Below are 12,169 nucleotides of genomic sequence, written 5' to 3' on the forward strand. Positions count from 1 at the left end.
CAGGCCGGGGTCAGATCTCAAGTCGATGTCCGGTGCGCGGGCGGGCCCGGATGGTTCTAGGCTGTCGCGTGTGGTGATTCACGCCCTCCTCGCGGCCACCCTGGCCCTGACCGCCACGCCCGCGGCCGCCGCCCCGAAGATCGACTGCGCCCGGCTCAAGTGCCTGGCGCTGACCTTCGACGACGGCCCGAGCGAGCACACGGCGACGCTGCTCAAGGCACTCAAGAAGGAGGAGGCCAAGGCCACCTTCTTCCTCGTCGGCAAGCAGGTCGAGCGCCGCCCGGCGCTGGCCCGGCAGCAGGCCGCGGAGGGGCACGCGATCGGCGACCACACCTACTCCCACCCCTCGCTGCCGACGCTGGCCGACAACGCCATCATCGAAGAGCTGCGCACCACCCAGGCCCTCATCCAGGACGCCACGGGCCGCCGGCCGACGATGTACCGCCCGCCCTACGGGCACACCGACGAACGCGTGCTGCGCATGGCCGACCAGCAGGACCTCGCCGAGATCCTGTGGACGGGCACCACTCTCGACTGGAAGCTGCGCGACGCCAGGAAGATCAAGGCGACCGTGCTCAAGCTGGCCAAGCGCGACGGCGTCATCCTCATGCACGACACGGTCCCGCAGACCGTCAAGGCGATGCCCGAGATCCTCAAGGAGCTCAAGAAGCAGGGCTACACCCTCGTCACCGTCCCCACGCTGCTACGCGGCAAGGGGCCCGACTCCGGAGTGAGCTACTTCTGAGCACGTCCCCCTCCTGAGTGCCGGAACCATGGAGAGTGTCAGCCCCGCCGCCGCACGTCCCAGGCCGTGGGCCGCCCTCGTCACCTTCTTGATCATTCAGGCGGTGCTCGCCTGCTGGTGGGCGGCCTTCTACCCCGGGCTGTTCAGCCGCGACTCGGTGCTCTATCTCAGCCACACGATCGTCGGGCCCTGGGTGAGCGATCATTCGGTGGCCTACGACGCGCTGTTGTGGCTGAGCTTCACCAGGACGGGTGACCTCGGGGCGGTCACGTTCGCGCAGACCACGGCGATGGCCGGGGCGCTGACGTACCTGGCGCGGTCGCTCGGGGCGCTGGGCGCGCCGCGGTGGGCCACGACGCTGGTGGCGGTGCTGGCTCCCCTGACGCCGACCGTGGGGGCGTTCACGGTCACGTTGTGGAAGGACGTGCCGTTCACGATCTGCGCGATCATGATCGCGGGGGTCTGCGCGCGCATGGCCGCGCGCCGGCGGGTCTCCCTGGCCGGGCTCGGCGTGCTCATGACGCTGCTCGGGCTGTTCCGCGCGAACGGCTTCCTGGTGGTGGGCATCGCCGTCGTCGTCCTGCTGGTGGTCGTCGCCACGCGGCGGGTACGGCTCGCGCTCGTCGGCACGGTGGCCGCCGCCGTGCCGCTGCTGCTCACGAACCTGCTGTTCCCGCGGTTCGGCATCACGCCGCCGTCCAGCACGTACGTCTACCACACGGCCTTCGCCGACGTGGCGGTGGCGTTCAGGGAGCGTCCTGAGCTGTTCACCGAGCGGGACAAGGCGCTGATGGCCTCGGTCGCGCCGCTCAGCAGGTGGTGGGAGGGCGGCACCTGCGCCACGGTCAACCTGATGATCTGGCGCCGCGACTTCAGCTGGCCGGCCGCCGACGCGCACGCGGGCGAGCTGCTCGGCCTGTGGGAACGGCTGCTGGCCGACGATCCCGGGATGATCGTCGGCACCCGCCTGTGCCGGGGTGCGATCGCGTGGAGCCCGGTCCAGGACCCGTACGTGGTGGGCGGGATGACCTACCGGTTCTCGCGGCGGCCCACCGCCGACACCTACGTGGGGCCCGGCAAGGTGCCGGACTTCGCCGGGCGGGGGGTGTTCTCGCTCCGCCCGTTGTCGGCCGAGCTGAACCAGGTGGCCGAGCCCTGGCTGACGGGGGCGTTGCTCCCGCAGTGGGACTGGGTGTTGTGGCGGGGGGCCTCGTGGGCCTACCTGTCGTACGCGGCGGTGGCGCTGGGGGCGCTGGCCCTGCGCAACCGCTACGTGGTCGGGGTGGCGGCGGTCGTGGCCGGGCAGCAGCTCGCCGTGCTGGCCAACATCTCGGCCCAGGACTTCCGGTACATGGCCGCGCCGATCTTCGTCGGGCTGCTGCTGGTGCCGCTGCTCCTGGCGAGCGCCGGGCGGCTGCTGCTCGCCGCGGCCCGGTCGGCGCGGCGCGCACTGCGCCGGCCGGCCCCGCCCGCCGCCGGGACCAAGCCCGCCGCCGAGACCGGGCCGGACGACCAGGCCGAACGACCAGGCCAGGCGACCGGGACGGACGACCAGGCCGACTAGGCCAGGCCCTGGCCGTCGGGCAGCCGGGTACGGCCCGGCAGCCGCACCACGGTGACGAAGAACTCGTCGATCTGCCGGATGACGGCCATGAACTGCTCAAGGTCGACCGGCTTGGTCACGTACGCGTTGGCGAACAGCTTGTAGCTGCGCAGGATGTCCTCCTCGGCCGAGGAGGTGGTCAGGACGACGACCGGGATCGCCCGCAGCTCCGGATCGCCCTTGATCTTCTCCAGCACCTGCCGCCCGTCGTACTTGGGCAGGTTGAGGTCGAGCAGGACGAGGTCGGGCCGCGGCGCACCCACGTGCGCCCCGCGCTGGTAGATGAAGTCGAGCGCCTCCAGGCCGTCGCGCACGACGTGGAGGTTGTTGCGGATCTTGTTGTCCTCGAACGCCTCGCGGGTGATGAGCTCGTCACCGGGATCGTCCTCGACCAGGAGCACTTCGATGGGCTGGACGGTCATGCGGTTGCTCCTTCGTCGGTGACGGCGGGCAGGGTGAAGCTGATCCGGGCTCCCTCGGTGTGGCCGGTGTCGAGCCAGATCGTACCGCCGTGGTTCTCCACGATCTTCTTGCACATCGCCAGGCCGATGCCGGTGCCGCTGTAGGCCTCCCGGCTGTGCAGGCGCTGGAAGATGATGAAGATCTTATCGGCGAACTCGGCCTCCACGCCGATGCCGTTGTCGGTGACCGAGAACAGCCACTCGTTCTCCCGCTGCTCGCAGGTGATCCGGATGCGGGGGGCGCGGTCGGGGGCGCGGAACTTCAGCGCGTTGCCGACGAGGTTCTGCCAGAGCATGCCGAGCATGGTGGGGTCGCCGATCACGTTGGGCAGCGGGTCGGGCCGCTCGATCTCGGCGCCGGTCTCCTCGATCACCGCCGACAGGTCCACCAGCGCCTTGTCGAGCGACTCCGCCAGGTCGACCGGCTTGCGGTCGTCGTACAGGCGGCCGACGCGGGAGAAGGTGAGCAGGTCGTTGATCAGGACCTGCATGCGGGTGGCGCCGTCCACGGCGAAGTGGATGTACTGGACGCCGCGCTCGTCGAGCACGTCGCCGTAGCGCTTCTGGAGGAGCTGGCAGAACGTGGCGATCTTGCGCAGCGGCTCCTGGAGGTCGTGCGAGGCGACGTAGGCGAACTGCTCCAGCTCGGCGTTCGACCGCCGCAGCTCCTCGGCCTGGGCGTCGAGGCCGGCCGCCTGCTCGCGCAGCACGACGTGCTGCTTGCGGAACTCCTCGAGGGCGAAGACGATCTTCGTGCGCATCGACTCCACGTCCCGGGCGACCTCGCGGATGTCGGCCGGCCCGCTGGCGGGGATGGCCCGGTCGAAGTCGCCGGCGGCGATGTCACGGGCGGCCTCGCGCAGCTCGTCGAGCGGCCGTCCGACCGCCCGCCGCAGCAGCACCGCCATCGCGACGCCGGCCGCCAGGAACAGGATCAGCATGACGAGGAAGGCGATGTTCCGGACCTGCTCGACCTGTCGCAGCTCGTCCTGGGCGCGCTGCCGGGCGTCGGCCAGCCGGTCGTCCTGCCGGTCGAGCAGCGCCCTGATCTGGTCGAAGGCGTGTTTGCCGTCCTCGATGCGGGCGGCGGAGATGACCCCGTCGGCCCGCTTGTCGGCGGTGAGCGGCTCGGCGTAGTCGCGCCGCCAGGTGGCCGCCGCGTCCCTGACCGCGTTCAGCTCGCCGACCAGCTCCGGACGGTCGCCGATGAGCGTGGCGATGCGTTCGCGGCTGCGCAGCTCGGCCGCCACGCCCGCCGTGTACGGCTGGAGGAAGTCCTCGTTGCCGGTCAGCAGGAAACCGCGTACGCCGGTCTCCTGGTCGATCAGCGTGCTGCGCAACTGGGCGGCTTCGATCCTGGCCGGCGAGATGCGCAGGATGACCTGGTCGGACAGCCGCGCGGTGCGGTCGAGCATCACGGTGGCGACCACGACGCAGGTGACCACCAGGACCGAAACAGCCGCGATCATCAGCACGAACCAGCCGTGGACGGTCAGCCGCCGCCAGCCCTGCTCGCCGCCACGCGTACGGGAAACCTTCTGCACGGACTGCCTCTCCAGCACGGACGCCTGTTCGCTCACGATTCGTCTTTCCAGCGCAGGTGCACGACGGCGACGTCGTCGGCCGCCGCGTCGTGGACGGCGGCCGCCTCGACGTCGGCGAGGATCGCGTCGAGCAGTTCCTCGCTGCCCAGGCCCGTCCACCGGGAGGACAGCTCCAGCAGGCCCTCCTCGCCCAGCCACCGCGGCGGGTCGCCCGGCAGCCGGCGCTCGAAGAGGCCGTCGGTGTAGAGCGTCACGCCGCCGCCCTCGGGCAGCTCCAGCAGGTCCTCCTCCCAGTCGGCCTCGATGGGCAGGCCGAGCGCGGGCCCCTGCCGCGGGTCGGCGAGGACCACCGAGTCGGCCGTGTGCACCAGCAGGCCGGGATGCCCGGCGCGCCAGACGCGCATCGTGTGCCGGTCGGGCTCCAGGACGACCGTGGACATCGTGACGAAGACCTCCGAGCCGGCCCGCTCGGCCCGCAGGATACGTTCGAGCTGGCGCAGCAGCGGGACGCCGGTCATGCCGTTGAGCACCAGCGCCCGCCAGGCGATGCGCAGGCAGACGCCGAGCGCCGCCTCGTCGGGCCCGTGGCCGCAGACGTCGCCGATCACCGCGTGCACGACCTTGTCGTCGGTCTCGACCACGTCGAAGAAGTCGCCGCCGAGCGTGGCCGAGCCGCGGCTGGCCCGGTAGCGGGAGGCGACCTCCAGGGGCATCTCCTGCAGCAGCGGCGTCGGCAGCAGGCCGCGCTCCAGGCGGGCGTTCTCCTTGGCGCGCACACGTGCGGTGTGCAGCGCCACGGCCGCCTGCTCGGCCTGCTTGCGCTGCATGGCGTAGCGCAGCGTGCGGCCCAGCCATTCGGCCTCGACCCGGCCTTTGACCAGGTAGTCCTGGGCTCCGGCGGTCACCGCGGCGAGGCCCGCGCTCTCCTCGGCCAGGCCGGTCAGCACGACGACCGCGGCGTCCCCGGCCTCCTCCAGCACCGACGACAGCGCGGAGAACTCGTAGGCGTCGGGCAGGCCGAGGTCGAGCAGCACGCACTGGGGACGCAGGCGGGCCAGCGCCCTGCGGGCCTCGTCCACCGAACGCGCCCACTCCAGCCGGACGGCAAGGCCGCTGTCCTCCAGCAGCTCCTGGACGATCAGCGCATCCTGCGGATCGTCCTCCACGAGCAACACCAACGGCTGCCGGACATCCTCACTCGCATGGGCCATGTTGGCAATTGCACCCTTCGTCACCGGCACCGAGCTCTAACGAATCGACGCCTCAGGTGCCCCACTGCCCACTACGGCCAAGAAGTGGCCCAAACGCACACACTTTTCCCAAGAAACTTTGCGGTATGCGTCCATGAGCTGAGCAATCGTAACGGGCCGGGGTCGAGGGGGTCTGGCGAATCGACCTCCTTCCACCATAACCAACGCCCTGACCTGCCTTAACCGCTCATGGCCGGACATGCGAACGGCCCGGAACCGTCAACCGGTCCGGGCCGTTCGCACACGGCGCTATTCCCACTCGATGGTGCCCGGGGGCTTGCTCGTGACGTCGACCACCACCCGGTTGACCTCACGCACCTCGTTGGTGATGCGAGTGGAGATGCGCGACAGGACGTCGTAGGGCACCCGGGCCCAGTCGGCCGTCATCGCGTCCTCGGACGTCACCGGCCGGAGCACGACCGGGTGGCCGTAGGTGCGGCCGTCGCCCTGCACGCCCACCGAGCGCACGTCGGCCAGCAGCACCACCGGGCACTGCCAGATCTGCCGGTCGAGGCCGGCGCGGGAGAGCTCTTCGCGGGCGATGGCGTCGGCCTCGCGCAGCAGCGCCAGGCGGTCGCGGGTGACTTCGCCGACGATGCGGATGCCGAGGCCGGGGCCCGGGAACGGCTGCCGCCAGACCATGGCGGGCGGCAGGCCGAGCTCTTCGCCGGCCCTGCGGACCTCGTCCTTGAACAGCGCGCGCAGCGGCTCGACCAGCTTGAACTGGAGGTCTTCCGGCAGGCCGCCGACGTTGTGGTGGGACTTGATGTTGGCGGTGCCCGTGCCGCCGCCGGACTCGACGACGTCGGGGTAGAGGGTGCCCTGGACCAGGAAGTCGACCGGGCCGTCGGCCATGATGGCGCGCTGCTCGTCCTCGAAGACGCGGATGAACTCGCGGCCGATGATCTTCCGCTTCTCCTCCGGGTCGGTGACGCCCTCCAGCGCCTTCAGGAAGCGGTCGGCGGCGTCGACGACGCGCAGCTTGACGCCCGTGACGGCCACGAAGTCGCGCTCGACCTGCTCGGCCTCGCCCTTGCGCAGCAGCCCGTGGTCGACGAAGACGCAGGTCAGCCGGTCGCCGATGGCCCGCTGGACGATCGCCGCGGCCACCGCGGAGTCGACGCCGCCCGACAGCGCGCAGATGGCCCGGCCGTCGCCGACCTGCCGGCGCACGGCCTCGACGGAGTCCTCGACGATGTTGAGCATGGTCCACGACGGACGGCAGCCGGCCGCGTCGAGGAAGTGCTTGAGCACGGCCTGACCGTGCTCGGAGTGGAGCACCTCGGGGTGGAACTGCACGCCGTACAGGCCGCGCTCGGGGTGCTCGAAGGCGGCGACCGGCGTCTCGCTCGTGGAGGCGGTGACCGCGAAGCCCTCGGGGGCCGCGGCCACGCTGTCGCCGTGGGACATCCAGACGGTCTGCGCGGCGGGCAGCCCCTGGAAGATGACGCCCTCGTTTAGCACCTCCAGCGCGGTGCCGCCGTATTCGGCGACGCCCGTGCGGGCGACCTCGCCGCCCAGCGCCTGGGCCATGGCCTGGAAGCCGTAACAGATGCCGAACGTGGGCACACCGGTCGAGAACAGGCCGTGCGGCACGGGCGGCGCGCCCTCGGCGTAGACCGACGACGGGCCGCCGGACAGGATGATCGCCTTCGGCTTCTTGGCCATCATCTCCTCGACGGACATCGACGACGGCACGATCTCGGAGTAGACGTGGCACTCGCGCACCCGCCTGGCGATGAGCTGCGCGTACTGTGCGCCGAAGTCGACCACCAGCACTGTGTCGAATTCAGACACCGTGAGAACCCCCCAAAGGCGAAATGCGGTGCCTTCATTGTATCGGCCTCGGGTATTACGCCTGGCCTCACACCGTCACTCGTGCTAACACAGAACGGTGGATCTTGTCTGGCCGGCCTCGGCGTGGGCCCTGTGGTTCGCCGCGCTGGCCGCCGCGTTCGGGTTGACGACGCGCCGGGCCGCCGCGCCCCCGGCGGCCCCTGCTCCCCCGGCGCCGCCCGCCGTCGTCGAGCTCTTACGCGGGCTGCGGGCCGGCGAGGTCTTCCACGCCACGGTCTTCGAGCTGGCCAGACGCGGGTTCCTGACGATCCGGGACGACCGGCTCACCCTCTCCGCGACCGGCGAGGGGCAGGTGTGGCCGTACGAGCGATGGGTGCTCGACCGGGTGGCGGCGCGGATGGGCGGAGCGCCGCAGGCGCCGGTCGTCGCCCTGATGCCGGACAGCGGCGACCTCGACGCCGAGTTCGTGCCCCTGATCCGGCAGAGCGCCATCGACCTGGGGCTGGCGCGGCGGCGCTGGCAGAGCATGCTCGTGCCGCTGCTGCTGGCCGCCGGGCTGGCCGTGCCCTGGTACGTCACCATCTCGCAGGCGGGCGTGTCGTGGCCCGGCTGGATCGCCACGGCGGGGGCGTTCGTGGCCGGGGCCGCGCTGCTGCTGGGCGGGCGCGGGTTCGTGCTGACGCCGCTCGGCCGCGAGGTGGCCGGGCCCGAGCCGGCTCCGGTGGACCCGCGGCAGGAGTGGATCTTCACCGGCGACGGGTGGCGCGGCGTCCTGGTCGAGCCCGCCACGCGCGACGGCGGCGCGCCCAAACGGCAGGAGGTCGAGGGGCGGGTGGTCAAGCGCTGGATCGTGACCGAGCACGGCGAGGACCTGACCTCCTCGCGCACCTGTTACCTGGCGGTGCACGACGGCACGTCGGAGCGGGCGCCGGCGTACCGGGCCAAGGAGCGCGTCTACCAGGACGTGCTGCCGGGCGACTTCGTCCGGCTGCTGGTCAATCCGCGGCGCGGGAGCGTGGTGAGCGTGCTGGCCCACGAGCGCCGCTGGTAGCGCCGGGCAGTTCGCCGGCCAGCAGCAGCTCGGTCTGCCTGCGCAGCCGGTCGGCGAACTCGGGGTGGGTCAGCACGAGGAACCGTTCCTCGTGGATGGCCCGCACGACCAGGGCGGCGATCTCGGCGGGCTCGACGCCGCGCGCCAAGGCCGCCCCGACGGCCTCGCGGGCGGCCCGTTCGTCGTCCGTCGGGGTGGTGACCAGGCCGGCCGGGCGGGACCGGGCCGAGTCGTCGATCCGCGTCCTGACCGCGCCGGGGCACAGCGCGGTCACGCGCAGCTTGGAACCCACGGCGGCGAGGTCCTGGGCCAGCGACTGCGAGGCGGCCAGCGCGGCGTACTTGGTGAGCGCGTAACCGCCCGCGCCGGGCGCGGCGAGCAGCCCGGCCACGGACACGGTGTTGACGACGTGCCCCTCGGTGTCCTGTGCCATCATGCGCGGCACGAACGCGCGCACGCCGTGCAGCACGCCCCACAGGTTCACGCCGAGCAGCCAGGCGAAGTCCTCGGCGGTCCTGGTCCACAGGCGGCCGCCCTGATAGACGCCGGCGTTGTTGCACAGCACGTCCACCGCGCCCAGCTCGCCGAAGCTCCGGTCGGCCAGGTGCTGCACGGCCGCCGCGTCCGAGACGTCGGTGACCTGCGTGAGCACCTCACCCGGCCCGGCGGACGCCTTCCGCGCGAGCGCGGCCGTCTCGGCCAGCCCGCCGGGATCGACGTCGGCCAGCATCAACGCCATGCCCTCGGCGGCGAACCGGACGGCCAGGGCCCTGCCGATGCCGCTGGCCGCGCCCGTCACCACCGCGACCCTGCCGGACAGTTCACGCACCGCCTGAACCTCCCTAGCGCTCGCTCGGCTACCCCGACGCTACAGGATCGCGCCGATCAGGCCCAGGGGCGGCGAGCCGAGGTCGAACAGCGCCTTGTGGAAGCGCTGGAGCGTGAAGCCCGATCCCCACTGCGTGCGCGCCTGCTCGCGCAGGTCGAGGATGAGCAGCTTGCCCCAGGTGTAGCGGCCGTACGTCGGGTCGAAGGAGGCGCGGCGGGCCTCCGACAGCGCGGCCGGACCGGCCAGGTGGGTGTCGGACTCGAAGCGCCGCGCGCCCTCCTCGACCGTCATCTGACCGGTGTGCACGCCGATCGCGCAGGCCAGCCGGGTGACCCGGATCAGCGCCTCCACCCAGACGCCGATCTCGAAGCGCGGGTCGTCGGGCGCGTAGCCCTCCTCGACGCACAGCTCCTCGGCGTAGTGGGCCCAGCCCTCGACGAAGGCCATCGACTGCAGCAGCCGCCGCACGTCGGAGGGGGCCCGGCGGAGCGCGCGGCTGTGCGAGAAGTGGCCGGGGGCCACCTCGTGCACGTTGATCGCGGGCAGCGTGGTGGCGCTGAAGACCTCCAGCCACTCCTCCTGGTCCTGCTCGCTCCAGGACGCGTCCGGCGGCGTGATGTGGTACCAGGACGGCCCCTCGGGCTCGCCCGGCGAGTTCCACGCCATCATGGCCATGGCCCAGCGGCGCGACTCCGGCGCCAGCCCGACCAGGCACTCGCCGTCGTGGTAGGGCACGAGGTCCTTCTCGCGGGTGAAGGCGATGGCCCGTTCGGTGCCGATCCTGGCCGCCTCGATCACGCCGTCGGCGTCGGGGTGGTCCTTGACCAGCTCGCGCACGACGTCGAGGGGCCGCTCGGTACGTCCGAGCCTGGCGCAGGACTCGGCCAGCAGGCCCATGAGCCGGTCGCGTTCGGCGTCGGCGCGCTCGGCCAGCCTGCCCAGGTCGACCGGCAGGCCCTCGGCGCTGCTCATGAGCTTGACCAGGGCCGCGCCGCCGAGCGCGGCGTCGGGGTCGCCCTCGGCGGCGGCGCGCGCCACGTGCGCCACGAGCCTGCCGTGGGCCTCGATCGCGGCCTCGTCGGTGATGCCCGCGGCCAGGCCCTTGACCGCGCCCAGCAGGGACGCGGCGACCGGGGCCGCGACCTGGTCCAGCGAAGCGATCGCGGCGTCCACGGCGGCGGGCCACTGCGCGAGGTGGGCCGCCCTGGCGGCGGCGCGCTCGGCCTCGGGGCCGTAATCGCGGTCGTAGCAGGCCAGGTCGAGGTTGGACAGGTGGATCAGGGGGTTCTTGCGGTGCAGCTCCAGCTCGCCGAACTGGGTGCGCATGGCCTCCTCGAAGATCTCCAGGTGCTCGGCGTCGTGCGGGTCGGCCGGCGCGTCGCCCTTGCCGAGGCGCGTCAGGCCGTCCCGCACGCCCTCGGGCGACAGGTCCTGGATCTGGCCGTCGTACTCGTGCCTGCCGCCCCCTTCGCGCGCCTCGGACACCATCAAATCGGTGATCGCACGCAATCTGGGGTCAAGTTCCGTCATGCCGCCGACGCTAGCGCACACCCCTGATCCTGAGGACCCCGACGGAGCCGACCAGCGAGATCACAATGCCCACGACGAACAGCGCCGGGTAGCCGCCCGTCCCCACCACGACGGCGGCGAGGGCGGGCGCCAGGATCTGCGGCCCGGCGTTGGCGATGTTGATGACGCCCATGTCCTTGCCCGCGTCGGCGGGGTCCGGCAGCACCTTCGTCACCAGGGCCATGTCCACGGCCAGGTAGACGCCGAACGCGATGCCGTGCGCGACGTTGTAGACGATCATGCCCCCGAACGTCGGCATCGCCAGCGGGATGCCCAGGAACACCGCCGAGGACAGCCCGGCGACGAGCGCGAACAGCCGGAAGCGGCCGAGGCGGTCGGAGATCGGGCCGATCACGAGCACCGCGAGCAGCGTGGCGGCCTGGCCGATGAGCATCAGCAGGCCCATCGTGGCGACCACCTCGCCCCTGGGGATCTTGATGAAGTCCTCAAGGAGGAAGAGGTTGAAGGTAAAGATGACGAAATATCCGAGCATGACGCCGAAACGCGACACGAAGGCCCAGGCGAAGTCCGGGGTCTTCAGCGGCCGCAGGAAGCCGGCCAGGAACGCGCCCAGCCCGAACGGCTCGCGCGCCGTCCCCGCCGAGGACGTGTCCGGCGTCGCGACGACGACCAGCACCGCCGCGACCAGCAGCAGCGCCATCGTCACGTAGTACGCCCCGCCGGCGGCCAGCTGCGGGAACACGATGAACATGATCGCCGCCGCGATCGTGGCCAGCGGCGTGCCGAGCCCGAACAGGCCGGAGTAGGTGCCGTACCGGCTCGGCGGGACCCGGTCGGGCAGGATCGCGGTCATGGCGGCCTGGTAGCCGTTCATGATGGTCTGCACGGCCGCCCAGCTGACGCCGAGCATGAGCACGCTGCCCGCGTTGGCCTGCGCGAACAGGGCGAGCACGCCGAGCAGGACGCAGCCGAGTATCCACGGCGAACGGCGGCCGAAGCGCGACCTGGTCCGGTCGGAGATCTGGCCGAAGACCGGGTTGGCAAGGGTGGCCATGAGCGGGCCGATCGAGTTGGCCAGGCCGAGCGCGGCCACGTCGTTGACGCCGGTGATGCGCTGCACGTGAACGGGCAGGACGAACGCGCCCACACTCAGCCACAGGAACATGACGGCGACGTTGGCCAGCGGAAGCGTCAGGTAGAGCGGCCCTAGGCGCCGGGTGTCCCGGTGCGCGCCGCTCAGAACTTCAGCCATGGGGGGACCTTTCCGAGCAGTGATGATACGTATCACCGACGATTGCTCTGGACTGTAGGTCGCGCGGGAAGGGCTGACAAGGCGCGCGTCCAACTCGTTACGCGCCC

Annotated in this window: 10 protein-coding genes; 3 read left to right on the forward strand and 7 right to left on the reverse strand. The window is 71.7% G+C overall.

Annotated elements, in window-relative coordinates; genetic code table 11:
• The first annotated feature begins 70 nt into the window (after positions 1–70).
• Positions 71–745 carry a polysaccharide deacetylase family protein gene (locus AB0J71_RS18955; RefSeq protein ID WP_364415188.1) on the forward strand — a complete coding sequence of 225 codons (675 nt, stop codon included), beginning with the start codon at positions 71–73 and terminating at the stop codon, positions 743–745.
• A gap of 88 nt (positions 746–833) precedes the next feature.
• Positions 834–2,309: a hypothetical protein gene (locus AB0J71_RS18960; RefSeq protein ID WP_364415190.1), complete on the forward strand. Its 1,476-nt coding sequence runs from the start codon at positions 834–836 to the stop codon at positions 2,307–2,309.
• On the opposite strand, the gene AB0J71_RS18965 is transcribed toward AB0J71_RS18960, so the two are convergent.
• From AB0J71_RS18965 to guaA, 4 genes are all read right to left on the reverse strand, one after another.
• The gene (locus AB0J71_RS18965; protein WP_352318742.1) at positions 2,306–2,770 is read right to left on the reverse strand and encodes a response regulator; all 465 of its coding nucleotides are present in this window, start codon (positions 2,768–2,770) and stop codon (positions 2,306–2,308) included. The genes AB0J71_RS18960 and AB0J71_RS18965 overlap by 4 nt on opposite strands.
• Positions 2,767–4,389, reverse strand: coding sequence for a CHASE3 domain-containing protein (locus tag AB0J71_RS18970; protein WP_352318740.1), 1,623 nt, complete (start codon positions 4,387–4,389; stop codon positions 2,767–2,769). The genes AB0J71_RS18965 and AB0J71_RS18970 overlap by 4 nt, the downstream gene beginning before the upstream one ends.
• On the reverse strand, positions 4,386–5,564 hold the full coding sequence (locus AB0J71_RS18975) for a fused response regulator/phosphatase (RefSeq protein ID WP_352318738.1): 1,179 nt from the start codon (positions 5,562–5,564) through the stop codon (positions 4,386–4,388). Before AB0J71_RS18975 ends, AB0J71_RS18970 begins: the two co-directional genes overlap by 4 nt.
• Positions 5,565–5,852: 288 nt before the next feature.
• Positions 5,853–7,400 (reverse strand): glutamine-hydrolyzing GMP synthase, encoded by a 1,548-nt coding sequence (gene guaA / locus AB0J71_RS18980; RefSeq protein ID WP_352318736.1) that lies wholly within the window; start codon positions 7,398–7,400, stop codon positions 5,853–5,855.
• A gap of 97 nt (positions 7,401–7,497) precedes the next feature.
• On the opposite strand from guaA, the gene AB0J71_RS18985 reads away from it, so the two are divergent.
• A complete protein-coding gene (locus AB0J71_RS18985; RefSeq protein ID WP_364415192.1) occupies positions 7,498–8,451 on the forward strand; it encodes a hypothetical protein in 954 nt (317 codons plus the stop codon).
• Here the strand turns inward: AB0J71_RS18985 and AB0J71_RS18990 are convergent.
• The 3 genes from AB0J71_RS18990 to AB0J71_RS19000 are packed head-to-tail and all read right to left on the reverse strand — an operon-like array spanning position 8,396 to position 12,062.
• A complete protein-coding gene (locus AB0J71_RS18990; protein ID WP_364415194.1) occupies positions 8,396–9,280 on the reverse strand; it encodes an SDR family NAD(P)-dependent oxidoreductase in 885 nt (294 codons plus the stop codon). The two genes, AB0J71_RS18985 and AB0J71_RS18990, sit on opposite strands and share 56 nt — an antisense overlap.
• Before the next feature lie 39 nt (positions 9,281–9,319).
• Complete coding sequence (locus AB0J71_RS18995) at positions 9,320–10,810, reverse strand: DUF885 family protein (protein WP_364415196.1); 1,491 nt, start codon at positions 10,808–10,810, stop codon at positions 9,320–9,322.
• Between the two features lie 10 nt (positions 10,811–10,820).
• Positions 10,821–12,062, reverse strand: a complete 1,242-nt coding sequence (locus AB0J71_RS19000) for an MFS transporter (protein WP_364415198.1) — start codon at positions 12,060–12,062, stop codon at positions 10,821–10,823.
• Positions 12,063–12,169 lie beyond the last annotated feature (107 nt).

It is taken from the genome of Nonomuraea sp. NPDC049637 (assembly GCF_040675235.1).
GTDB lineage: Bacteria > Actinomycetota > Actinomycetes > Streptosporangiales > Streptosporangiaceae > Nonomuraea.